This window comes from Reichenbachiella sp. MALMAid0571 (assembly GCF_040151475.1).
Taxonomy (GTDB): Bacteria; Bacteroidota; Bacteroidia; order Cytophagales; family Cyclobacteriaceae; genus CAXBNB01.
Genome location: NZ_JBDKWG010000146.1, coordinates 71924 through 96817, shown reverse-complemented (window position 1 = coordinate 96817; position 24894 = coordinate 71924). Strand labels below are relative to the sequence as shown.

Below are 24894 nucleotides of genomic sequence, written 5' to 3'. Positions count from 1 at the left end.
GTAAAAGATTCTTCACTGCGTTCAGAATGACAAGGAAATTTTTGTGTTTTGCTCTTGTGTTGGTGTTGTCATCTTGAGCTTAGCGAAAGATCTCAAAACACCTTCTTAATACTACCGAAGCTAATCATGTCTGACTATAAGGAGTTAATTTTTGAAAGAGTATTTCATCTTTTGTAAAATAGTTTTTACTCTACGTCACTTCTAATGAGGCCCGATAGCTCTTTCGCCACTCCAGAAATCCCCAAATGGAAAGAGCGAAATAAACAATCATTAAAGAGCCATAGATTTCCAATCCTCTGATGTAATAAAGGTAAACCGAAAAAGCATTCAATACCATCCAGTACAACCAGCTGGATAATATTTTTTGAGTTTCGAAGTAAGTAGCGATAAAACTAAAAGTGGTTGAAAAGGCATCTTCGAATGGATTGTTGGCATCAGTAGTGGATTGAAAGAAATATCCTAAGCCAAGTGACCCTACTATTCCCATAGCAAAAAACAAGACATGCCATATTGCTCCTTTTACAATTACTTTTAGTTCGGATTGTCCTTTTCCTTTGGACCAATTGTACCAACCGTAAAAACCAAAAAGAACATAGAAGCCGTACAAAATTGCTTCTGAGTACAGTTTTACATCTATGAAAAGGAAAATGCTGATGAATGAGCCTATAATCCCGAGCGGCCACCCCCATTTTTTTTGAAACATCAATCCTACTGAGTAAGCCAGGCTTAAGCTTATTCCTAATATTTCGAGGATCTTATTTGTCGTCAGGTCAAAAGTCAATGTTTTCTTTATTTAAATGGTTTTCAACTTTATTATAATTTAGCCTCATGAATCAAATCAGTGAAGAGGTGAAAGTCATGATAGAGGATGGTATTTTCAAAACCAATATACCTGCTTTTTCCAATCATGTGCTCAAAAGTTGTTTCCGTACATTTTTAAGCCAAAAAGAAGAATATCGAAAAAAACACCTTCAAAAACACTATGGTTATGCATTCGATGGATACTCCTATTATGGTCAAAAAGACAGCAGTAACCAGGCTTATGATGATCTGCTGGAAACCTTCGTTTTCTCGAACTTTTTTCCAAAAGAAAAATACCCTATGGAATTCTCTCCGTTTTTGGAACAAGAATGGAAAGAACTCTTGACATGTATTTTCAAACTCGAACGGAAAATAATTTCAGTAATAAATAATTCCAATATCAAAGAAATCCATTCGGACATGGGTCACATGGTTTCTTGCAACTATTACCCCGCTCAAACGCAATTCCGTCATTCCGCCGCAGAAAACACCCGATTATCAGCCCATCCCGATGTATCCCTGCTCACTATATTTCCTTTTGGAGTAGATGGAGATTTGGAATATCAAACGGCTGATGGCTCATGGAAAACCATGACTCCAACAGATCACATCGTTGGTTTTTCAGGGTATCTCATGGAATTAGCTACTGATGGTAAAATCAAAGCCCTTAACCATCGGGTAAGACTTTCAGAAAACAGAAATTCGGAACGTTTTTCCTTTGCTTTTTTCTCTTTACCGTTTCCAGACGTTCAACTTTCTATTGCAGGAAATGACAAAATTTCTGGTAAGGCTTACTTCGAAAAATACCTCCAACTGTTCTAGAAAAATCAGGCCTGATGAAAGGTGCATCAGACCTGATTTATTTATTTTAGAATCTTAACTTCAATGCCAGCAGGAAATTTCTACCAGCCTGAGGGTAAAGATAATTCTCACGTACTACATAATCTGATCCGGCAGAATATCCAAAGGTATATCCATTAGACTCATACTCATAATCCAGTAGGTTGTTTACCAACAAGTTAAGTCCTATGTCTTTGATCAATTTTGTTTTGAAATTGAAGGTAAACTGAAGATTATTTACAAAATATGCATCTATTGTTCTGTCATCGTTTGATGTATTGTCCAGATATTGCTTGCCTACATATTTTGATAGCAACGATATCTTAAACGCCTCAATTGGGGAATAGCTGAAATTGGATCCTGCAATTACGTTTGGTGAAAAAGCGATATCAGAATCCTTGTACCCGTTTTCAACCACATTGTATTCATCCCATGCGGCACCATAGTCATAAAGCACTTCCGTGAAGTTTTCAATCTTGTTTTGGCTGAAAGTAACATTTGCATTCCAGTCAAACTGTTGGCTCAACTTTATTCCTCCATTCAACTCTATTCCTCTGCGGTAGCTTTTGGCCACATTAGTACGGACATTGCTGCCCACATCATTGAGTGCTCCGGTCAATACCAGCTGATTGTCGTAGCTCATGTTGTAAAAATTCAATTCTACTGCATAGTTTTTTGTGTTCCTTTTATAACCTACTTCCAGATCTCTCATGCTTTCATGTTTTGGCAGTTCAGAATTGTCAATAAAATCATTTCTCTCAGGCTCTCTGTTGCTAATGGCGTATGAAGCATACAAATTGGCATTGTCACTTAGCTGATAAGTCAATCCAAATTTTGGGTTGAAAAAAGAGTAATTATCTCCGGTAGCGATAACCCTTTGATCACTATCTATGCCAACAGTATGATAATTTACCTTTCTTAGCTGGAGGTCTCCAAACAGATTGAATTTATCATTGATTTGGTAATTGGCTTTAAGGAAAGTATTAAAGTCTTTTTTCACACCTACATTGTCATAATATCGGTCACCAAGGCTCATATTGGCTGCATATTGCGCCCATATTATTTCTCCAAAATGATCGCCCGAAAAGTAATGATATCCGCCACCGAGTATGGTGCTTAATTTTGAGGTATTAAAGTTTAGTCCGTAGGTAAAGCCATAAAAATCATTGTCCAACCATCTTCTGCGAATAATGTCCGAAGATTCGATGGTTTCAGAACCAACAGTAATGTTGTCCAAACCATAGTCCGAGAAATTATCATCATTTTTAAACTGTTCGAAGTATCCTCGTCCATAGGTATAATGTCCTGATAGATTTAACGACCATTTGTCACTTATTTCCTGATTAAGGTGCAATTGATAATGATCTTGTGTGTAATCGTCCACCTCGTTTTCGTAAGTGTACCAGTTGAAAGTCCGGCCATCATTTCTCATGTTGTTGGCTTGTTCTTCTGTTACGCCGTTGTTTGCAATCACCGCTTCTATACCATCGGCATCATTGTTCAATATTGCCTCCGGAGTGCCATACCATGCCTGATGAGTGATTTCTTTTCCTCCAAAAACCAATGCTTTAATGGTGGTTTTATTTGCAAGGTAAGAGCCGGATAAATAGTATGATTTGAGGTTAGAAGCTGACCTGTCCACATAACCATCCGAGGCTATTTTAGAAAGCCTGCCTTCAAACGACCACTTGTCATTTATCAATCCGGAATTCAAAATAACATTGTGTTTTCTGGTGCCAAACGAACCAAAAGAATTGTTGATTTCGGCAAAAGCATCCTGAGAAGGAGCACTGGTTTCCAGATTGACAGATGCACCAAAAGCTCCTGATCCGTTGGTAGATGTTCCCACTCCTCGTTGGATTTGGATTGAATTTACTGACGAAGAAAGGTCAGGAACGTTTACCAAAAACGATCCCTGCGATTCCGGATCATTGAAAGGAATGCCGTTGATGGTAATGTTCACCCGGGATGCATCACTACCACGGATGCGCATGCCTGTATAACCTACGCCGGCACCTGCATCGGAAGTGGCAACCAGAGAAGGAGTGAAATTGAGCAGGTACGGTAAATCCTGGCCAATATTCCGGGTTTCAATTTCTTCCTTGTTTAAATTTGAATAAGCTACCGGAGTTTTGTCTCCGGCACGAGTAGTAGATACAATGATCTCTTTCAAACCAATCGTTTTAATGGAATCTTTCTGTTGTTTGGTTTGCGCCAACAGTCCATGTGACAACAGCGCAACGGCTGATATCAGCAATACATTCTTTTTCATAAAAAAACTTGTAATAATTTGGTTAAACATGACAGAAACCAAGGGGCCGACCCCTGTCTTTTAGTTTTACCATACCTCCCTTCGCCGGCATTACCCGGATCAGGTTCAATGGGTATAATCTCAGCCCGTTTTATAGAGCACCCCTTAATAATGGGTCAAAGTTAGAGGTTAAATGTTAATTTCAAAGCATAATATTCAAATGATAAATCAATTCGGTTTTTCTTACGAGTGTTATGTGAGGAAAACTAAAAAATAAGAGTGAGTTCATTAATCCGGTCATTAATGATTAGTATTTTATATTTACTGCTGTTTTCTATCTATAGTGTGACTTATGAGGCGAATATTACTGATTGCTTTTCTTTTCTTTTTCTTTCTTATAAAAAATGATAAAGCCTATGCTCAACAGAATGTAATAGACAGTCTGCAGCATGTACTGGTGTCAGCTCCAGATTCCACCGCTGTGTTGGTTCTAAATGAATTGAGTTGGAACTACAAAAACAGCAATATAGATTCTGCATTGGCATATTCTCAGCAGGCTTATCTCCTGGCTCAAAAATTGGGAAACAAACAATTGATAGCAGCCTCACTTAACAGCAATGGTGACAACTATCGTGTAAAAGGTGAATACGATACAGCACTTCAGATCTTAAACAAGTCGGCAGAAATTTATTTATCAAAAAATGATTCTTCAGAATTGTCCAGAGTGTATAACAACATTGGAATCATTTACGACGAAAAAGGGAGTTATCAGGAAGCACTCAAATTTTATTTTTTAGGCTTGCGTGTTGCTGAATCGACCTCACAGATGGGATTGCAGGCACATATTTTGGGAAACATTGGAATTGTATATAAAAAACAAAAGGAGCCAAAGAAAGTACTGGAATATTACCAGCGCTCATTGGAAATCTATCAGAAACTTGACCATGAATTTGGCATCACAGTTACTTCTGGCAACATTGGCTCTGTCATGCTGCAAACCGGTGCATATGATGAATCCATAGAAAATTCGTTGAATGCCATTGCCGGATATGAAAAATTGGGATACCTAAGGTATGTGCCTTATTCGCTGGGTAATATTGGTATAGCTTACGACAGCCTTGGAAATATGCAAGAAGCAAAGTCGTATTATACAGACGCTTACAACAGGCACGTTTCTTTTGATAATAAATACGAAGCAGCTTACAATGCCAAAAACCTGGCTTTTCTACTTCTTAAATTAAAAAATTATCCTAAAGCATCTGAATACGCATTGACGGCCATAAATCTTGCCCAAGAAATAGATGCGAAAGAAATGTTGAAGGATGCTTATAATGCAAATGCTCAAATTGAATTTGCAAGAGGGTCATACAAATCAGCCTACATTTTCAAAGAAAAGTATATCGACCTCCAAAATGAGTTGTTTGAAGAAACCAAGACTAAAAATATATTCGAGCTACAGACCCAATACGAAACAGAAAAGAAAGAAAACCAGATAGCTACGCAAAAAATAGCTTTGGATAAACAAACTGCTATTAATGGGAGAAATTTAGCGATCATAGTTGGTCTGGTAATCAGTTTGGTGCTGTTGGTGGTCATAGGGATGTTGCTGAAAAATCGGATGGAAAAAAAGCAGCTTCTCAGGCTCCAACAAAAAGACATAGAAAACAAAGAATTGCAATTGAATGCTGCAATAGACAGTCAGGAAAAAGAAAGAAGTCGTTTTGCTACGGATTTGCACGATGGGTTTGGTCAGCTCATTTCTATCCTAAAGCTCAATGTGGAGAGCATTGAGAAACAAAATGATCTGGAGAAGAGAAGTACTATTTATGATAAATCCATTTCCATACTGAATGAAATGTATAATGAGTTGAAAAATATATGTTTCAATCTAATGCCACAAAGTTTGGTGAAATTTGGTCTGGAACCATCACTCAAAGAGTTTGCCGAGAAAGTGAATGCTTCGGAAAAATTGATCGTTGAAGTCCTTGTTTTTGATTTGAACGAAAGATTGACAGAGCTTCAGGAAATATCAATTTACAGGATAGTACAAGAGTGGGTCAACAATATAATGAAATATAGTGATGCCCAAAGAGTGACTATTCAATTGACAAAAGATGAGCAGGAAGTGACCCTAACCATCGAAGACGATGGAATGGGTTTTGAACTGTCGAAGCTTACGGAAAGCAAAGGAAATGGCTGGAAAAACATCCGATCAAGAACCAACCTTATTCATGGGGATTTGGAAGTGGATACTTCAGTGAATCAACGAGGAACACATTTTTCCATTAATATTCCCATTGTTGTGAATAAGGAGAAAATACCAGTAATGTAATGATTCATTTTTACTTGAAAATAAGAAAAAAGGCTGCTTCAGTTATTCATTTGAAACAGCCTTATTACCGGAAAATGGGAATTGGTTTACTTTTAGGCATTAACCACTTCCATCATTTTCGGTTTTCCACCTAGCTGGTAAAATAATTTATCTAAATTTATTTCTCCCAGATTCTTAAATACGAACTTTGGTTTGTAAGGATAGTGAATCAAATCTATTTCAGAGGTATTTCCGCTGAGCACCAATATGGAATTAAATCCTAATTCTACAGCACCTTTGATATCAGTTTCCATCGTGTCACCAATCATGATGGTTTGTGCCGTTTGTAAATTCAGTTTTTTTCTGGCAGCTCTCATCATAAATGGACTGGGTTTCCCTACAGAATATGCTTTTTTGAAAGTGGCCTTTTCCAAACAGGCTACCAATGCACCGCAACCTGGCCTGTGACCATCTGATGTAGGGCAGGTTTCATCCATATTGGTAGCTATCAGGTGTGCTCCATTTAGAATCATATTTTGAGCTACTTCCAGACTTTCGTAGTTGATGGTACGACCTTCAGCTACTATAACATAGTCAGGATCGTGGCTTGTGATTCCGTAACCGGCTTTATAAAGAGCTGTCAAAATGCCTCCTTCACCAATTACATAGGCTGTTCCCTCAGGTTTGTTCAGTGAAAGAAAATCAACAGTGGCCATAGCACAGGTATAGAAATGACTTTCATCTACTTCCAGACCATATTTTTTCAATTTTACTTTAAGGTCTTTTGGAGTAGGTGAGCTGTTGTTGGTCAGAAATAGGAACGGAATGTCCTGATCCAATAAGTTGTTGATAAAATTTGCTGCTCCATCTATTAATTCTTTACCTCGGTATAGAACCCCATCCATGTCTAACAAGAATCCGAATTCTGCTTTGGTATTTTGTGTCATTTTGAAAATAGTTTATTTATTTTAAATACAACACAAGGTTATTGCATTAAAACCGAGACTTAAATTGTAAATCCACGAGGTGACATATTTTGTTGGCAGACTTAAGAATTTGAGTGTTGGCTTGCATCCCAAATGCGCTTAACATCCGGAAGAATTGATGGAACTTCTTGCCTGTATGCAATATATTCTTCACCAAACTCTTTCACCAATTTTATTTCTTCCAGTCTGATTCCAATAAAGAGGTAGATAAAAATAGAAATAATACTTACCAGATTCAATGTGTTTGGAATGAAGAGCCAAAATCCCAAACATAGCAGAATGGTACCGGAATATAATGGATGACGAACGTATTTAAGTAATCCTGATTTTATCAAAAGTTGTTCTTTTTGATTTTTTATACCCAGAAATTCTTGGATAGAGTAACCTTTGAATGATTGCTTGATCACAATAACACCCCAGGTACTTAATGCCATGGAAACATATTTCAACACTTCTGTCTGTTTGACCAAAAACGCAGATCGGGTAACAGCAAGGAAATAGAAAATTGGGATCAAACCCAGAATGGATACTATGCTATACATTATTCGGTAATAGTCTGCTATCAAAGGATTATTTTGACAAACAAATTTTTTCACCTTGCTGGCAGCAAGAAAGCTATGTAGGAAAAAATAGATTGTCCAGAGTAGCACCGTTACTATTATATTTGCATACATATTTTAGTCTGTAATAATTTCATGCCAAAGATAAAAATAGGAATCCTAAAAGAAGGGAAAGTACCTGTAGATCATAGAGTACCCATCACTCCTGCTCAGGCAAATAGCATAGCATCCTCCTTTCCTGATGTAAATGTAGTGTGCCAGAAAAGTAATGTCCGGTGTTTCGAAGATGAAAACTATAGTTCTCATGGAATAGAACTTACCGATGATGTAAGTTCATGTGATGTATTGTTTGGAGTGAAAGAAGTACCCATTGCACAACTCATTCCCGATAAGACGTATTTCTTTTTTTCTCATACCATAAAAAAACAAGAATACAACCGGGAATTGCTTAGGGCAGTGCTCAAAAACAATATCCGGCTTATAGACTATGAATGCCTCACCAATATCAATTCTCAAAGGATAATTGCTTTTGGAAGATATGCGGGAATAGTAGGAGCATACAATGGTATCTGGACGTATGGCAAAAGGTACAACCTTTTTCATATCAGGCGGGCCAGTGAATGTTTTGATCTGGAAGACTTACAGACTGAATATAAAAAAGTAAAGCTTCCTAAAATTAAGATAGTAGTAACCGGAGGAGGTAGGGTAGCCAAAGGTGCTATGGAAGTGCTGAACGGCATAGGTATTCGAAATGTAAGTCCGGCTGAGTTTATTTCAAAATATTTTGACGAACCGGTTTATACCCAACTTAACAATCGTGATTACAACAAACACAGAGACGGGAAATTATTTAATCGGGGAGAATTTTTCTCGAACCCTGAAGCATTTGAATCTGACTTCAAAGACTTCTATCAAAGTGCTGACATATTAATTGCAGCAGCATTCTGGAATCCGAACGCTCCGGTGTTATTCACCAGAGAAGAAATGTTGGGCAGGGATTTCAAAATAAAAGTAATTGCAGATATTACCTGTGATATTGAGGGATCTATTCCCAGTACGAAACGCCCGGCAACCATTGAGGATCCTATTTATGATTTTGACCCAACACAGGATAAAGTGGCACCTCCATTGTCTGATGAAGGTAACATAACAGTCATGGCTGTGGACAATCTGCCTTGTGAGTTGCCACGAAATGCTTCTGAAGATTTTGGAAAAGAGTTGTTAGCTAATGTGCTGCCAAACCTTGTAGGTGAGGATAAAGATGATATTATCAAAAGGGCTACTATTGCTGAAAATGGTCAATTGAGACCTGAATATGCTTATTTACAAGATTATGTAGATGGCAAAGAATAAATTCAGACACAGATAAGAAAGCGTATTATTACGGTGTTTAATTCAGAACTTCAAATCATAAAAATGTTAATCCTTGAATTAAAGGTAATTTTCTCAATATCTTTGCTCCCCTTAAAACAGAAATCATTACATGGCTTGGTTTAACCGAAAAGACAAAGGCATTCAAACGCCAACATCATCGAAGAAAGAAGCACCAGACGGATTGTGGTATAAGACACCAAGTGGAAACATTGTCCACATGAGGGAGCTTAAAAGTAATGCTTATGTTTCCCCTGGGGACGACTACCATGTAAGAATCGGATCGGCAGAATACTTCGAAATATTGTTTGATAACAACAAGTTTGAGGAGCTTGATGCCAACCTTTCGTCTGGTGATCCATTGAAATTCGTTGATACCAAAGCGTATCCAGACAGAATTGTAGCCTCGCAGGCTAAATCCGGATTGAAAGATGCTGTAAGAAGTGCTGTAGGCAAAATGAATGGAAGAAGCCTGGTGGTGTCATGTATGGATTTTGGTTTCATAGGTGGTTCTATGGGTTCTGTTGTTGGTGAAAAAATCGCCAGAGCTATTGATTACTCTTTGAAAAATAATATTCCATTTTTGATGATCTCCAAATCCGGAGGAGCCAGAATGATGGAAGCTGGTTTTTCACTCATGCAAATGGCTAAAACATCGGCGAAACTGGCATTGCTTTCAGAAGCAAAAATTCCTTATATCTCACTATTGACTGACCCTACAACGGGAGGAGTCACCGCATCTTATGCCATGTTAGGTGATTTCAATATTGCCGAACCGGGAGCATTGATAGGTTTTGCAGGCCCCAGGGTAATCAGGGAAACGATCGGCAAAGACCTTCCAAAAGGATTTCAAAGCTCAGAGTTTGTATTGGAGCATGGCTTTTTGGATTTCATTGTAGATAGAAGAAACCTGAAAACCAAGTTGACAACTCTATTGAAAATTCTGGCGAAAGACTAAATTTTGCAGCTTCATTTGATTGAATTTTCTATCAAATGATCTGATAAATGCCGTATGCTCCTACAATAAGTATTGACAGTACACTTGTCCAAAACAGCATGTCGTATGCAAGACCTGGTTTTAAAAAGTCGGGTAAAAATTTATACCTGAAATAAAGCGAAGCATATACGACAATAAGCAAAATTACTGAGGTTGTAAGCCCGCCAATGAGTACCATCAAGGCCGGAGCTTTCATAAGTAAAAACAGAGAAGCCCAGATAAAGGGAAATGACCAGGCGAGTATGGCAATGATTTTTTTGCGTTGTTTTGTATTTGTAAAATCTATCCAACCAATTTGACTGAAGGCATCAGGAAAAAGCCTTGTCCAAATAGCCAAAGCACCAAACAGCGTAGAATATAAAACGATAAATGCTGCGATTAGAAAAATGATATTTGCCCAGGGGCCAAGGCTTTCAGTATAAAGGCTGGTAAGGGTTTTTATCAATTCCATCCCTTCAGGAAGTAATCCTTGCCGGTTGAGGATCGTAGCTCCCAGCAGGTAAAAGGCAGCAGTGGATAGGGTGTAAATAATCATTGAAACTACTGCATCCAGATACATTATTTTTATCCAGCCTTTTGCTCTGTTTCGCCAGTTTTCGGTTTCCTCTCGGGGTCCTGTGTAGGCAGCATATCCTTTTTCGATAAGCCAGTAGTTGTAAGACATTATTTCGTCTCCCCCGATCCCAGTGATGCCAAATGCTCCAAAAGCAACGATTACCATTTCTTTAGGCAAACTAAACGTTAGCCCACTCAAAAACTCATCCAAAGAAATAGCATAAGGCGTGTACTGTACAAAACCAACTGATACAAGTGTTAATATTGTAAATGCTGCAATCAACACTACCGAAATTTGCTCTATGAATTTATAATATCCTTTGTAGATCAATAAAGAAACGGAGATAGCAGAAAGAAAACTCCATACTATTACAGAGACATCAGGAAAGGCTATATTCAAAATAAGTGCTGCTCCTCCAACAATACCACCCATTTGTAAAAACTTGATGATCATCAAGCCCAGCCATGTCCAGATTGTCCAGTGAGCTTTCCCTATTTTAAAGCCGGGCAATCGGTTGAATGCTTTCATTGTCGTCTCACCTGAATAGATGGCATATTTTCCAAACTCGACCTGAATGGCTACTTTCACCAGACAGCTTACTATAATCACCCAAAAAGTAACGAAACCAGCTTTGGCACCCAGGCTCGTTGTGGCAATTAGTTCACCGGATCCAACAATAGAAGCAGAAAGGATAAAACCGGGTCCGAGGTATTTGAGTTTGTCAATTAATGAAACAGGAGGTTCTTGTATTGAATCGGAATTCAATACATAAGGGTTATTTTCAGTCATTTGTATAGTGTATAGCTCTACTAAAACCGTACAAAATAGGGCAAAATCTGATTACAAACAAATTAACTAATAATAGATACAGGGCAATGCATTTAAAAATAAATCCTCCTTACCGTACCAGTTACGGTATCCCTTGAAATTACAGGCAACTCTAACAGACCCCAGAACCAGTCTGGGGAGAGTAGAATTTTTAAATGCGTTTGCCCTGATAATAGAAAGGATAATTAGGAGAGTGAAAAACACTTTGCTGATAGCTAGTACCAGCAAAGTGTTTTCAAATATTATTTCAATGAAGCAAGGGCTGCTTCATAGTTAGGTTCTTCTGTAGTTTCTGCTACTTGTTCCGTATAGATTATGTTTTGATTTTCATCCAATACGATCACCGCTCTGGAATCCAGCCCTGCTAAAGGACCATCTGCAAACAGCAAGTTGTATGATTTTCCGAATGAACCATCCACAAAATCAGACAAGGTAATTACATTTTCGATTCCTTCCGCACCACAAAAACGTCCGTGTGCAAATGGCAAATCTCTGGAGATGCAGAGTACCTTTACATTGTCCAAAGAAGATGCTTCCTGATTGAATTTGCGAACAGAAGTAGCGCATGTCCCTGTATCTATACTTGGAAAAATATTGAGTATAACTTTTGATCCGGCGTAATCATTCAAAGAGGATTTTGACAGATCAGATTTTATCAATTCAAACCCTGGTGCTTTTGATCCTACAGAAGGTAAGTCACCAATGGTGTGTATAGTATTTCCTTTTAGTGTTATAGTTGCCATAATAGATATTTTTTTGAAAGTGTAATTTAACAATGAAAAAGTTAATTGAAAGTACCTTCAGCCTTAAAACCAAAGTAAACGCATTTAAAAATTCCTGTTATCCCCGGACTAGTTCAGGGGTCTCTTAGGGTAAACGGTGACTTTAAAATATACCGCAACTGGTGCGGTAAGGAGGATTTGTTTTTAAATGCGTTTGCTTTGATCCTAAAACCTTACCGCAAGAGCTCCAACAATCAGCTCGTTACTTGATTTGTTTTCCGGGCCTTCGGTAAATATTATGTCTTTGGTGTCGTAATATTTTCCTTCTATTCTAAACATCGCATTTTCGGAAACGTGGTAGTTAAAATTGATGGCATATACCTGACCGTTGAAGCCACTGGCTGCATTGGTTGGGATTAGTATTTGATGGCTGTCATCGACTTGCTCAAAACGGAATGCAATGCTGAATTTTTCTGACACCCGATGTTGTGCTATGAAAGTAAGAAAATAAAAGGATTCTGTTTGGTTGGAAGAAATAGGCTCTTGCGTACCATAGTCAAAACCTGTCATGTAATGAAACTTGTCGGTTGTTTGATGCCTGAAATAAAAATGATTGTAAACCCTGTATTTCGAACTCGTAAACCTTGTCCCCTCATCTCCAAAATAGTTGCCATAGTTTAATTCAATATCATTACGGGGTTTGAAGTTGATGTTCATTCCAAATGCTTTTGATTTATTGGTTTCACCAATGTTTTGCCAGCCGTTCAATACCACTCCTGTTAAGGTAATTTTTTCGGAGAGTTCAGCAGTTAACCTTGCTCCTGTTTCGTAGTAAGGAGTGTATTCTGTAGATAATGCTCTGGTATATATTTCATTGCTCAGAGATTCTACCGATTCATATCCGGTATGTCCGGGGAAAACACCTACATCCAACCATATTCCTTCAGAAAGTTTAACTCCTGCATAAGCTTTATATATCAATCTGTAAAGATCAGAGGGCTCGGCGGCATAGTTAAAATCAGCATAAGTGCCGATTTGCAATCCTATTTCACTTCTGATTTTTTCATTTTCAAAAGACCCTAAAAAATAAGCCTGATTGATATTGAATTCATTGTGTCTGGCTGCCATATTAGAATATTGCCGATCATGACTTACAGGCTTATTAAAGTCATATGCGAAATAGGCGTCCAAATATCCCATCCATGAGAAGTTTTCACTTTTTTGAGAAAAAACAAAAAGAGGTTGCATCAACAGGATCAAGGTAACAATAGTGATTTTGTAGTTTTTCATAAGTTCAAAGTATTTATCCTTCTATTATAAATTTAACATATACTAAGACAATGTATTGATGTAATCAGTTGGATTCAGTCAAAGTATTAATTTTTAAATAATTTAGACAAATTGAGCGAAGTTCTTAATTTTGCGGCTCAAAACTATATTTACATGGAAAACTTATCAGACAGGATTAAGAACATGTCAGAGTCAGCAACTCTGGCAATGGCTGCAAAAGCAAGAGAATTCAAAGAAAATGGTATTGATGTTATAAGCTTGAGCTTAGGCGAACCTGACTTCAAAACACCAAAACATATTCAGGAAGGTGCAAAGGCAGCAATTGATGAAAACAAATATTTCGCTTACCCTCCTGTAAATGGATATTTGGATTTGAGAAAAGCGATATGTGATAAGTTTAAAAAAGAAAACAACCTGGACTATACTCCGGATCAGATTGTGGTGTCCAATGGAGCCAAGCAGTCTATTATAAATGTGATGCTTTCTCTGATTAACCCGGGAGATGAGGTCATTGTATTTTCACCATATTGGGTGAGTTATACAGCTGCAATAGAGTTGGCAGAAGGAATACCAGTATTGATTAAAGGATCAATTGAGGATGATTTTAAAGCTACCGCCGAGCAGTTGAAAGAAGCGATTACGCCTAAAACTAAAGCCATAATTTTCTCTTCACCATGTAACCCAACGGGATCAGTTTTTACTAAAGAAGAATTGGAAAAAATAGCTGAGGTAGTATTGGCGCATGAAGGACTTATGGTAATGTCGGATGAGATTTATGAACACATCAATTACTCGGGAGCACACGCAAGTATTGGTGCAATACCTGGCATGATAGACCGTACCATTACCATCAACGGAATGGCAAAAGGATTTGCGATGACAGGCTGGAGAGTTGGATATATAGGAGCACCAACATGGGTGGCTAAGGCTTGTAACAAAATTCAGGGTCAGTTGACTTCAGCTAACTGCTCTATTGCTCAACGTGCAACATTGACAGCTCTGACCACAGACCTTGGGCCTACTGTAGAAATGACCAAAGAGTATAAAAGGCGTAGGGATTTGGTATATGACCTGCTCAATAAAGTACCTGGATTTAAAACCAATATGCCTGAAGGAGCATTTTATTTCTTCCCTGATGTAAGTTCTTATTTTGGAAAGTCAAATGGCGAAACAACCATCAACGATGCATCAGATCTTTGCTTGTATTTGCTGGATAAAGCCCATGTATCCCTGGTAACGGGAGATGCATTTGGAGATCCAAATTGTATCAGGTTGTCCTATGCAGCCTCGGAAGAAAATTTGAGAGAAGCAATCACCAGGATTACTGATGCGCTTTCAGCATTTAATTAATGGTTTATAATTCTATAGAGGAGGTATTTGAAGCTTTTAAGAAATTAAAGGTGTTGATCATTGGTGATGTGATGATCGACGCATATATCTATGGCTCTGCAGAAAGAATATCTCCTGAAGCACCTGTGCCTGTTGTCCGGGTCAAAAGAAAAGAAAAAAGACTTGGCGGAGCAGCTAATGTTGCCTTAAACATACAGGCACTGGGTGCTGAACCTATACTTTGTTCGGTGATTGGTGATGATGAAGATGGAAAGAAGTTTGTTAAGCTTTTGCAAAAGCAAAACATTTCATCAAAAGGGATTATACAAAGCGGAAATAGAATTACAACGATTAAACATCGGGTGTTGGCTGGCTCTCAGCAAATGCTAAGAATCGATGAAGAATCAGACAACTCATTAAATACAATAGAAGAAAATACTCTAATCGACCATATTACTAATTTGTTGAAAGAGGTTGATCTGGTAATTTTTGAAGATTACGACAAAGGTACGCTCAACAAAAGGGTAATTTCTGAAACCATTAAACTGGCTAACGATCAGGGAAAACCAACCATAGTTGACCCGAAAAAGAAAAACTTTAAGCATTATAGTAATTCAACATTATTCAAACCAAACCTGAAAGAGCTTAATGATGGTTTGAAAACAGAAGTTGACCCAACTTCTCAGGTCTCTTTGGACAAAACCATAGAATCTTTTATGGAAAAGTATGGCCACAGAAATGTGATGATTACACTCTCGGAAAAAGGAATATATATCAAAGGGTCGTCTAAAAGCCATATTATTCCTGCTCACCTGCGTAAAATTGCAGATGTATCGGGAGCAGGAGATACAGTGGTAAGTATTGCTGGCTTATGTTTAGCTTTGGGGCTTTCGGACAATCTCATCGCTGAACTTGCCAACCTTGGAGGAGGGCTTGTTTGTGAATATCTGGGTGTAGTTCCTATAGATAAAGAACGGTTTATTAAAGAATCATCCGCACTGCGGCTTTCTTAGAAATCAGTAATTATTGTCGGGTTAGTAGGAATGAGAAGTAATCTGACTTGTATTCTATCTATTTTTTCATCATATTCAATCATTGGATAATGTATCTTAATGAACAGAATTTCGACTTCATCTTTTAAATTTTTTTTTACTCTTCCTTTCGTATTGATCATTTCTTTGGGAGTAACCATCAATGCATTTGGAAAAGAAATCCCTATTGCAAAAAAAGGGATTTTGGATCTAAGGGGTTGGAATTTTTCTGAGCAGCCGGCGATCAACTTAGAAGGAGAATGGGAATTTTACTGGAAAGAATACCTGAGCCTGGAAGATATAGAAAGCCGTCAAGAGAGCAAAGTTTATCGTCAATTTCCGAAATTGTGGCAAAATGATTCTGTAGGAGGAAACCTTATTACCCCAGAAGGATATGCTACCCATAGGTTAAAAGTAATACTCAGTTCTATTACTCCTGAATTATCTATTTCAATTCCACAGCTTTATAGTTCGTATTTTTTGTTTATCAATGGAGACTTTGTTACTTCGAATGGACATGTGGGTGTCTCAAAAGAAACATCCTTGCCTCACTGGCAACCCCAAACGAATGACCTGCGTGTAACGAGCGATACGTTAGATATCATATTACAAATAGCAAATTTTCGCCATAGCAAAGGTGGAGCCTCAAAAAATCTTGCTATTGGAACAAAAGATTTCCTTCAGTCGGTAAACAAAAGAACTCAGGCTTTTGATTTGATCATGGGATCCAGCTTGTTTTTTATAGGCTTGTTTTTCATGGTTTTGTATTGGTTTGGCAGGCATGAAAAACAAATATTATACTTTTCCCTTTTTTCACTTTTTTATAGTTACCGATCCATAGGTTCGGACACTTATACATTGCACTATCTGGTACCGGATATTCCCTGGATTTTGACTTTACGGTTGGAATACATTACCATGTATCTGAGTGCTGTTTTTTTTGTGTTCTATTCGTATCACTTATACAAGGCGGAAACCTCAAGGCTGTTTGTGAAGGTCAGTTTGGGTTTAGGAGTGACTCTGATAATAATTTCTTTATTCTTTCCACCATCTGTATTCACCAATTTTGCTACACCTTATAGCATTTATGTCTTACTCTCATTTATATATTTGTTTTACACTTACGTTCTCGCTACGGCATACCATAGAATAGGATCCAAACTTTCTCTAGTCAGTACATTGTTTTTATTTCTGACTATATCACATACCATACTTGCATATTTGGGAATTACAGAGCCTGTACGAACACTATATTTTATTGGTTTTCAACAGTTCTTCTTTTTTCAGTCTATTATTTTATTTTACCGATACACATTAAATCTGGAGCTGGCTAAAAAGAAAGCCGAAAGAGCCGCTCAGTCTCGCTCAGACTTTTTGTCCATGATTTCTCATGAAATCAGAACCCCTTTAAATGCTGTTATCGGGCTTACCAACTATTTAATAAGTGACAAACCTAAAGAAGGTCATGTAGAGGATTTGAGAACATTGAAATTTTCTGCAGAGCACCTTCATGTATTAATCAATGATGTACTTGACTATAGCAAACTCGATGCTGGTAAAATTGAGTTTGAAATGCGCGACGTTAATATCCGCCAATTGGCAGAGAATATTATTCGGGCATTTGAATCCAAAGCGATAGAAAAAGGAATTTATCTGAAATTGAATTTTGACGATAAAATTCCAAATAGAATAATAACAGATGGCTTGAGATTGAGCCAGATTCTGACCAATTTAATAGGAAATGCAATAAAGTTTACGAGCACAGGAGGTGTTACTTTGTCATTACTCAGGGTGACCAGTTCTATGAGAAAAGTAGCTATAAAATTTTTGGTAGAAGATACTGGTATTGGTATTCCGAAAGATAAACAATCTTCAATTTTTGATAGTTTCTCTCAGGCATCTTCTTCTACCACACGAGAGTTTGGTGGCACAGGTCTTGGTCTGGCGATCACCAAGCGGATACTTGATTTACAAAACATCAAAATCAACTTATTTAGTCAGGAATCGAAAGGGTCACGATTTTATTTTACACAGGCGTTTGAGATTAGTGAAATTCAGGTGCTGCCATCAGCTACTGAAGTAGAAGAAAAAGTAGATTTAGCAGGCAAAAATGTACTTTTGGTAGAAGATAATCCGGTAAATGTGATGGTGGCCAAAAGGTTTTTGTCCAAATGGAAAATCAATGTAGATGTAGCAGAAAACGGAAGGGAAGCCATTGAAAAAACAGCCTCTTCTAAATATGATTTGATCCTAATGGATTTGCAAATGCCGGTAATGGACGGATATGATGCTTCATCGGAATTGAGAAAACAAGGTTTGAAGACCCCAATAGTTGCGCTTACTGCATCTGTGATGTTGGATGTAGGCGATAAAGTATTCAGCTGTGGGATGAATGACTATATTACTAAGCCTTTTGATCCAGATGATTTGTACAATAAGATTAAATTACAAATGGGATAATAAGTCACTCAACTATACAAATCATGATTACTAATAAAATCATTCACTATTTTTTGTCTTTAGTCTCAATTATTGCTCTTACTTATTGTTCTCCTACTGCTAAGAACAAAAAAGAAGAGCCAGGGAAAGAAAACACTTTTCACCCTTCAAAGGGCAGTATTGAAATAATTGATCCGGCTTTTAAAAAGATGATCAATGAAGATGCTTCTATAGACGTGTTGGGAGAAGGGTTTATGTGGACAGAAGGGCCAGTCTGGATACCAGAAGAAGATTATTTGCTTTTTTGCGACATTCCTAAAAATACCATTCATAAATGGAAAGAGGGGGAAGGTATAAGTGTGTATCTGACTCCATCCGGTTATACTGGCGAAAAAGAAAGAGGAGGGGAGACGGGATCAAACGGGTTGATGCTAAATGCTGAAAAACAATTGTTTTTGTGCCAACATGGCAATCGGCAAATAGCGGTTATGAATGCTGAATTGTCAGATCCAAAGCCTGACTTCATTACATTGTCGGACGGGTATGATGGCAAAAAACTGAACAGCCCAAATGACCTTGCGGTTCACTCTGGTGGGGATATCTATTTTACTGATCCGCCTTATGGGTTGGAGTTTAACGTTAAAGACCCACTAAAGGAGATAGACTTTCAGGGTGTTTATCGCTGGTCTGCTAAAGACAGTACCACAACGTTGATGTTTCAGGATTTGACCCGGCCAAACGGGATTGCACTTTCTCCTGACGAAAAGTACGTATATGTAGCCAATTCAGACCCTAAAAAAGCATATTGGATCGTGTTTGACTTAACCGAAGAAGGAAGCTTCGCCAATGGTCGTATATTTTATGATGCTACTACCAGTGTAGCAGAATCACCCGGATTGCCTGATGGAATGGCTGTCGATAAATCTGGGAACCTGTTTGCTACCGGGCCTGGAGGAGTTTGGATATTTTCACCACAAGGTAAGTTGCTGGGGAAAATAAAAACGGGTCAGGCTACTGCTAACTGTACATTTTCAGCAGATTACAAGTACTTGTATATGACTGCTCATAGCTATTTGTTGAGAGTTAAATTATAATCCATAAAGATAAAATTTAAGCATAAAAAAGGGTTGAAAAGTTTTCAACCCTTTTTTTAATAATGCTATAGTATTTTTTTATGCTGCTTTTTTGACCTGATCTCTGGCTACAGCCATTTGAGGTTTCAACTTAATTACTCCAATTTTATCTAGCAAGAGGATTATGATATAGGTAGGATCAATTTCGTGCCATCTCACACCACCAAAGTTTGGACGTGTACCATGTTTGTGGTGGTTGTTGTGATAGCTTTCTCCCATCATCAAAAAATCGAATGGCAGCAGGTTCTTAGAAGTGTCTCCTACTTTATAATTAACATATCCGTAAATATGAGCAAACCAATTGATTATTACTCCATGAATAGGAGCCATCAACCAGGCCACTGGCAACAAAAGGTATTGCCACCATGCAGTTGCAAAATGATTGATAAAGAAAAAATAAGAAGCACCCCAGGCCAATCTTGATACCCATGATCTCGCAAACTTGTCGAATGCAGGCCATTCCGGTACATCTTGAGTAAATCTCTTGTCAACCTCTATAGTTTTGCTGGTAATCCCGGAATATATTGTTTTGGTCTTCCACATCATTTTCATGATACTCTCGTCATATTTTGGAGAGTGAGGGTCTTCAGGAGTATCTGCAAATGCATGGTGCATTCTGTGCATGATGCCATAACCGTATGCACTCAGATAGTTTGATCCTTGAAATATCCATGTTAAAACGAAAAACACTTTTTCCGTAGTTTTTGACATTGTAAACGCTTGATGCGCTGCGTACCTGTGCAGAAAGAAAGTCTGAAAGAACAGTCCGCCATACCACAGCACGAACATAAAAATTGCTATTTCCATAATTTTTTTACGATTCTATTTATAACTAAGACAGGTGCGATTGCCTTTTGTGACAAAAACAGTCAATTATTTATAATTTATTTTTTTACAATCCTGACTCGTTTGCAAAGATCGGTAAAATATGCTTAATAAAACAGCATATGCCATAAATGCATCTTCTGATTAAGTGTTTTTACTTATAATTCTTCCCCAAATAGGCCCTAAGTTTGGGAGGGAATGACCGCTGGATTAAGGCATTTTGTAATTTCCATTCTGTCTTTTTGTCAAATTGCTTGAGAAATTTGACCTCTTTATTTTCCAAAACCGCAATAGGAATGCCATCTAAAAACAGTATCCTGTTGTTTGTGATATTGCTGACTTTTCCTGTAGGTAGTATCAGGCCAAGTAGATTAACAGGGTCTGTTGCACTTAAAACCACCAACTGATCTGTTTTGGGTTTGTTCTTGATTTTGCGAAGTTCCTTTACCACTTCCGGGGTTGCAAATTGTTCTCCTGATACACCCGAAATAAATCTACCTCCCCGAAGCTTTCCTTGCAATTCCAGCCGTCTTAATACCCTGATCAAAACCCTCCACGGTGGAGCAAAACCCTCTTTCTCCAACACTTTTCTAAAAATCACTCCATATCTTTTTACATAAATGAATATGAGTTTTTCCAGGTATTCAAAATTTAGCTTGTCCTGATCCGTGCCGGTAAATGGAGGAATTACTGCCCACCTTCCGGCATGTTCTATCGAAAAAGTTGTTTGTTTTTTCCGACGGTTTGATTCTGAGGGTTTATTGTAATTTGGTGTAAGTAAGGCTCTTAGTCCGATAAAACTATCAGAGTTGACCAGCCCATGGGCTACCAATTCAGAAATGCCATTTTCTACCTGATTGTTGAGCAACTTGGTTTCGGTAGAAATATCTGCAAAAAAAGAAGCACCTTTGTCTCTTAATACCTGATAGATTTTTTCGGCAGTCGAAGAGAGCTCTGGGTCAGTAGGATAATGTGTGGACATAATTCGCCACATATCTGTGTTGTTTCTTTCTATAAGGCAGATAGGAGAACTTTTTATAGTTCCCGATGTTTTTTTATTGCTATTTTTTGGTTGATTAAATCTTCCCCAAATCAACTTGCCAGACAGGCATAAAACATCCAGCCATATTGGGTCATAGTTTTCAATTCTGGCAGGAATGATGTCCGTTTCCCAAGCAGCGGCAGGTGCTTCAAAACCTTCCAGCTTTTCCAGCATTTTTTCCAGGGCTTGTGCACTTTCTTTCTTTTCGTTCAAACCATGGTGGTCAAACAAGAAGCGCATGTAGTCTTCTTTTGAAGCAGGCTCTATGCTTTTGCGAAGGCTTTCGATTGTATATTTATGTATCCTGTGCAGCAATCGCCTTTCACACCATTCTTCGGTTTCTGTGTTGGGAGTAAACTTTCCTCTAAAGACAAACCCCTCGACCTCAAGAGCGATCAGTGCCAATTCTATTTGATTTACAGGAATTTGAATTTCTTCAGAAAGTCGTTTGGAAGTAACTATTGACAATGCTTCCAGTCTTCCTCTCACAACTTCTTTTAAGGCATTTTCAAAAGTCCATTCCTCTTTTTTGAAAACTTCAGGAAGTTGAATGTTAGGCTCGTATTTTCCATTTGGAAAAATGACATTGAAATACGGTGTTCGCTCTGCTGCAATCCATAATTTCTGAGCTGGGATAAATGTTGCCCGGTTTTCTATCCGCAATAGGTCAAAGTATTTTTCCCAGCTGTTTTTCTTGCCCTCTATCGCTGTTACAAAACCATGAATGCTCAATACATCGTGTAATTCATCCGGGGAATCGGCATGAGGCCAAGCTTCCTCTTTCACCCGTTGGATGGCATCCGGGTCAAGCCGGCTCAGATCATTGGCTTCTGTTGGATCGAGCCAACTTCTGTTTCTTATTGCTTGTACACGCCTTTCGGCAAATTCTGTGTCATCCAGAAAAGCATAAGGTTTGGCATTGATAATCTCTTGGGCAAAAGGTGAAGGTTCCCGTGAGTCACGGGTTTCTAGTCTCAGTTCTTTGCGCTCGATTTTCCCCATCAATTCTTCCAGCTCATCTATGTCCATTGCTTCAGTGAGGCAATCATGGATGGCTTGGTTCACCAAAGGATGATCCGGGACTTCTCTTTCCCCATCAATATTTTCAAAACAGGCGATTTGATCCGGAAACACCTGTGCAATTAAATCTTCGGCATTCATGCGCTGGAATTGTGGTGGCACACGCTTGCCGTTTCTATTGCGTTGGATTGCCAAAGCTCTGGTGGCATTCCACCTCCAGCGTACTTCAAACATTGGCGCATCAAGCATCGCCTGAATTAAGGTTTCCCGTATAATTTTACTGTTCAAATATTTGTAAACGCCTTCAAGAGGAAAACTATGTGAGCTACTCAAGGAAAGAATGATGGCATCTTCGTTGGCGGCAGCTTGTAGTTCGAAGTTGAAGCTTTGGCAGAATTTTTTCCTCAAACTTAAGCCCCATCCTCTGTTCAGCCGGCTTCCATACGGAGAATGAACGACCAAATGCATATCACCCACATCGTCAAAAAACCGCTCTAATACGATTGTGTCTCTTGTGGGCATCACCCCAAGACCAACTTTTCCGGCATAATAATAATTTACCAGTTGTTCAGCAGGAGCCTCTCCAATTCCAACCTCATCGATCAACCAGCGCAATGCCAGGTTCTCGCTAATATCGAGAGTCTGTTGTTCTTTCATTCGTGGCAAAGGGTCTTGCTCCAGCAATTCATCCAGCTTTGTCCTCAGTCTTGAGACAGATTCGCTCAACTCCAATGTTCTCCCTGGTCCTTCGCCAAGCCAGAATGGAATAGTTGGCGGCATGCCTGTGGCATCCTTTACCTTCATGGTCAGTCCTTCGATTCCTAATATTTGCCACGTATGGGTTCCTAATGTTATAGTGTCTCCAGGAAGGGATTCAAGTGCATAATCTTCTCCGATAGTGCCTACTTTTATATTTTGTGGATCAAGCATTACGTCGTATTCAAACATATCCGGTATGGATCCGCCATTGGTCAAAGCCATCAGTCTTGCTCCTTTTCTGCCACGTACTATACCATTGATAGCATCAAAATGGATATGAGAACCCCTTCTGCCTCTTCTGGTTGAAAACCCTTCCGATTGCATTTTGATGATTTCCATAAAGGTATTTTTCGTCAAACTGCGGTAGGGATAGGCATTTTTGAAGAGTTCGAAAAGCTCATTTACTTCCCAGTCGGCATTGCCTACTTCAGCCACTATTTGTTGGCTGAGGATATCCAGTGGAGCAACAGGCATAATGATTTTATCCAGTTCATTTCTACGAATGCTGTCAAACAATGCCACACTTTCTGCTAGCTCATCTCGGGTCAAGGGAAACATAATACCCTTTGGAATACCGCCTACGTGGTGATTGCTCCGTCCTACTCTTTGGATAAAAGCTGCTATACTTTTAGGAGATGCAATTTGGATGATCAGGCTAACCGAACCAATATCAATTCCCAACTCCATGCTGGCGGTGGCGACCAATACTTTCAGTAATCCGGCTTTGAGTTTTTGTTCTGCCTGGTGCCTGTGTTCCTTGCTCATGCTGCCGTGGTGTGAAGTCACATGTTCTTCTCCCAGCATTTCACCTAACGCAACGGCAAGCCGTTCTGCCAGACGCCTATTGTTGACAAATATGAGTGTGGTAGTATGGTTTTTTACCAACTTAACCAACCGCTCATAGAGTTGCCCCCAAACCTCATTTTCCATTACAGCGGAAAGTGGCGATTCCGGTACTTCAATGGTTAAATCCAGATTTCTTTTGTTTCCGGTATTGATGATGGTACAATTGGGCACACCGTTTTTGATGTTGTTGTTTCCTACTAAATATTTTGCTACCATATCTATTGGCTTTTGTGTGGCACTCAGTCCTATACGCTGTAGCTTACCACCTACCAATGACTGTAACCGCTCTATGGAAAGAGAAAGATGAGATCCTCGCTTATCACCCAACATGGCGTGGATTTCGTCAATGATAATAGTTTTCGTAGTGCTGAGCATTTTTCTTCCTCCGTCGCTGGTTAGCAGCAAATACAATGATTCGGGTGTAGTGACTAAAATATGAGGAGGTTTTTTTACCATAGCCGTTCGGGCAGAAGCAGGGGTATCACCAGTACGTACAGCAACTTTTATTTCTGGTACACTTTTGCCCTGCATCACAAAATTTTGTTGAATTTCCCGTAATGGAACTTCCAGATTTCTGTGGATATCGTTGCTCAGGGCTTTAAGTGGTGATATGTAAAGCACCCTGTTTTCTTGAGGAAGTCCACCATTTTCGGATTCCTTTATCAACTCATCAATTGCCGAGAAAAAAGCAGCAAGGGTTTTTCCTGATCCTGTTGGGGCAGAAATAAGTGCATGTCTTCCTTCCTTGATTGCGGGCCAGGCTTCATTCTGTACTTCTGTAGGTTTACCAAATGTATCAATAAACCATTTGGAAACTATGGGATGAAATGACTGATATAATATGTCTTTTGATGATTTCAAATTGGAGTAATAACGGCCTTAAATATAGTGAATAACTGAAAGTGAATTAGCCTTGTTTGCTGTAAATCGTTATGTAGTGTGATACTCAATTGTGCT

General features: G+C 38.6%; 17 protein-coding genes and 1 riboswitch. Of the genes, 8 read left to right on the top strand and 9 right to left on the bottom strand.

Going from position 1 to position 24894, the window contains the following annotated elements; translation table 11 throughout:
* Window positions 1-190: 190 nt before the first annotated feature.
* Window positions 191-781 carry a nicotinamide riboside transporter PnuC gene (gene pnuC, locus AAOP42_RS18600; protein WP_349530081.1) on the bottom strand — a complete coding sequence of 197 codons (591 nt, stop codon included), beginning with the start codon at window positions 779-781 and terminating at the stop codon, window positions 191-193.
* Between the two features lie 47 nt (window positions 782-828).
* Here pnuC and AAOP42_RS18595 point away from each other — a divergent pair, with 47 nt between their 5' ends.
* The gene (locus AAOP42_RS18595; RefSeq protein WP_349530080.1) at window positions 829-1623 is read left to right on the top strand and encodes a 2OG-Fe(II) oxygenase family protein; all 795 of its coding nucleotides are present in this window, start codon (window positions 829-831) and stop codon (window positions 1621-1623) included.
* 46 nt (window positions 1624-1669) lie between these two features.
* Here the strand turns inward: AAOP42_RS18595 and AAOP42_RS18590 are convergent, their stop codons facing one another.
* Window positions 1670-3913, bottom strand: coding sequence for a TonB-dependent receptor (locus tag AAOP42_RS18590; RefSeq protein ID WP_349530079.1), 2244 nt, complete (start codon window positions 3911-3913; stop codon window positions 1670-1672).
* A gap of 58 nt (window positions 3914-3971) precedes the next feature.
* Window positions 3972-4068: riboswitch (TPP riboswitch) on the bottom strand.
* Window positions 4069-4244: 176 nt separating this feature from the next.
* On the opposite strand from AAOP42_RS18590, the gene AAOP42_RS18585 reads away from it, so the two are divergent.
* A complete protein-coding gene (locus tag AAOP42_RS18585) occupies window positions 4245-6224 on the top strand; it encodes a tetratricopeptide repeat-containing sensor histidine kinase (protein WP_349530078.1) in 1980 nt (659 codons plus the stop codon).
* Window positions 6225-6316: 92 nt separating this feature from the next.
* On the opposite strand, the gene AAOP42_RS18580 is transcribed toward AAOP42_RS18585, so the two are convergent.
* Entirely contained in the window at window positions 6317-7150 is an 834-nt protein-coding gene (locus tag AAOP42_RS18580) for an HAD-IIA family hydrolase (RefSeq protein WP_349530077.1), read from the bottom strand.
* Between the two features lie 101 nt (window positions 7151-7251).
* On the bottom strand, window positions 7252-7863 hold the full coding sequence (locus tag AAOP42_RS18575; RefSeq protein ID WP_349530076.1) for a methyltransferase family protein: 612 nt from the start codon (window positions 7861-7863) through the stop codon (window positions 7252-7254).
* Between the two features lie 21 nt (window positions 7864-7884).
* On the opposite strand from AAOP42_RS18575, the gene AAOP42_RS18570 reads away from it, so the two are divergent.
* Window positions 7885-9102: an NAD(P)-dependent oxidoreductase gene (locus tag AAOP42_RS18570; protein ID WP_349530075.1), complete on the top strand. Its 1218-nt coding sequence runs from the start codon at window positions 7885-7887 to the stop codon at window positions 9100-9102.
* Between the two features lie 130 nt (window positions 9103-9232).
* A complete protein-coding gene (gene accD / locus AAOP42_RS18565; RefSeq protein WP_349530074.1) occupies window positions 9233-10078 on the top strand; it encodes an acetyl-CoA carboxylase, carboxyltransferase subunit beta in 846 nt (281 codons plus the stop codon).
* 31 nt (window positions 10079-10109) lie between these two features.
* On the opposite strand, the gene AAOP42_RS18560 is transcribed toward accD, so the two are convergent.
* From AAOP42_RS18560 to AAOP42_RS18550, 3 genes are all read right to left on the bottom strand, one after another.
* On the bottom strand, window positions 10110-11462 hold the full coding sequence (locus AAOP42_RS18560; protein WP_349530073.1) for an Nramp family divalent metal transporter: 1353 nt from the start codon (window positions 11460-11462) through the stop codon (window positions 10110-10112).
* 281 nt (window positions 11463-11743) lie between these two features.
* Window positions 11744-12244 carry a thiol peroxidase gene (tpx, locus tag AAOP42_RS18555; RefSeq protein WP_349530072.1) on the bottom strand — a complete coding sequence of 167 codons (501 nt, stop codon included), beginning with the start codon at window positions 12242-12244 and terminating at the stop codon, window positions 11744-11746.
* 204 nt (window positions 12245-12448) lie between these two features.
* Window positions 12449-13513 (bottom strand): outer membrane beta-barrel protein, encoded by a 1065-nt coding sequence (locus AAOP42_RS18550; RefSeq protein WP_349530071.1) that lies wholly within the window; start codon window positions 13511-13513, stop codon window positions 12449-12451.
* 153 nt (window positions 13514-13666) lie between these two features.
* Between AAOP42_RS18550 and AAOP42_RS18545 the strand changes: the two genes are divergently transcribed.
* The 4 genes from AAOP42_RS18545 to AAOP42_RS18530 all read left to right on the top strand — a co-directional run bounded on the left by AAOP42_RS18545 (window position 13667) and on the right by AAOP42_RS18530 (window position 19406).
* A complete protein-coding gene (locus AAOP42_RS18545) occupies window positions 13667-14863 on the top strand; it encodes a pyridoxal phosphate-dependent aminotransferase (protein WP_349530070.1) in 1197 nt (398 codons plus the stop codon).
* Window positions 14863-15855, top strand: a complete 993-nt coding sequence (locus AAOP42_RS18540; protein WP_349530069.1) for a bifunctional heptose 7-phosphate kinase/heptose 1-phosphate adenyltransferase — start codon at window positions 14863-14865, stop codon at window positions 15853-15855. Before AAOP42_RS18545 ends, AAOP42_RS18540 begins: the two co-directional genes overlap by 1 nt.
* A 99-nt stretch (window positions 15856-15954) precedes the next feature.
* Entirely contained in the window at window positions 15955-18333 is a 2379-nt protein-coding gene (locus tag AAOP42_RS18535; RefSeq protein ID WP_349530068.1) for a response regulator, read from the top strand.
* 23 nt (window positions 18334-18356) lie between these two features.
* Window positions 18357-19406 (top strand): SMP-30/gluconolactonase/LRE family protein, encoded by a 1050-nt coding sequence (locus tag AAOP42_RS18530; RefSeq protein ID WP_349530067.1) that lies wholly within the window; start codon window positions 18357-18359, stop codon window positions 19404-19406.
* Window positions 19407-19484: 78 nt separating this feature from the next.
* Here the strand turns inward: AAOP42_RS18530 and AAOP42_RS18525 are convergent, their stop codons facing one another.
* Together AAOP42_RS18525 and AAOP42_RS18520 are read right to left on the bottom strand one after the other, a co-directional pair.
* Entirely contained in the window at window positions 19485-20252 is a 768-nt protein-coding gene (locus tag AAOP42_RS18525; protein ID WP_349530066.1) for an acyl-CoA desaturase, read from the bottom strand.
* Between the two features lie 172 nt (window positions 20253-20424).
* On the bottom strand, window positions 20425-24798 hold the full coding sequence (locus AAOP42_RS18520; RefSeq protein WP_349530065.1) for a DEAD/DEAH box helicase: 4374 nt from the start codon (window positions 24796-24798) through the stop codon (window positions 20425-20427).
* Window positions 24799-24894 lie beyond the last annotated feature (96 nt).

Coding starts and splice junctions, on each gene's coding strand:
- AAOP42_RS18595 (WP_349530080.1), top strand. CDS start 829: ATGAATCAAATCAGTGAAGAGGTGAAAGTCATGATAGAGGATGGTATT.
- AAOP42_RS18590 (WP_349530079.1), bottom strand. CDS start 3,913: ATGAAAAAGAATGTATTGCTGATATCAGCCGTTGCGCTGTTGTCACAT.
- AAOP42_RS18585 (WP_349530078.1), top strand. CDS start 4,245: ATGAGGCGAATATTACTGATTGCTTTTCTTTTCTTTTTCTTTCTTATA.
- AAOP42_RS18580 (WP_349530077.1), bottom strand. CDS start 7,150: ATGACACAAAATACCAAAGCAGAATTCGGATTCTTGTTAGACATGGAT.
- AAOP42_RS18575 (WP_349530076.1), bottom strand. CDS start 7,863: ATGTATGCAAATATAATAGTAACGGTGCTACTCTGGACAATCTATTTT.
- AAOP42_RS18570 (WP_349530075.1), top strand. CDS start 7,885: ATGCCAAAGATAAAAATAGGAATCCTAAAAGAAGGGAAAGTACCTGTA.
- accD (WP_349530074.1), top strand. CDS start 9,233: ATGGCTTGGTTTAACCGAAAAGACAAAGGCATTCAAACGCCAACATCA.
- AAOP42_RS18560 (WP_349530073.1), bottom strand. CDS start 11,462: ATGACTGAAAATAACCCTTATGTATTGAATTCCGATTCAATACAAGAA.
- tpx (WP_349530072.1), bottom strand. CDS start 12,244: ATGGCAACTATAACACTAAAAGGAAATACTATACACACCATTGGTGAC.
- AAOP42_RS18550 (WP_349530071.1), bottom strand. CDS start 13,513: ATGAAAAACTACAAAATCACTATTGTTACCTTGATCCTGTTGATGCAA.
- AAOP42_RS18545 (WP_349530070.1), top strand. CDS start 13,667: ATGGAAAACTTATCAGACAGGATTAAGAACATGTCAGAGTCAGCAACT.
- AAOP42_RS18540 (WP_349530069.1), top strand. CDS start 14,863: ATGGTTTATAATTCTATAGAGGAGGTATTTGAAGCTTTTAAGAAATTA.
- AAOP42_RS18535 (WP_349530068.1), top strand. CDS start 15,955: ATGAACAGAATTTCGACTTCATCTTTTAAATTTTTTTTTACTCTTCCT.
- AAOP42_RS18530 (WP_349530067.1), top strand. CDS start 18,357: ATGATTACTAATAAAATCATTCACTATTTTTTGTCTTTAGTCTCAATT.
- AAOP42_RS18525 (WP_349530066.1), bottom strand. CDS start 20,252: ATGGAAATAGCAATTTTTATGTTCGTGCTGTGGTATGGCGGACTGTTC.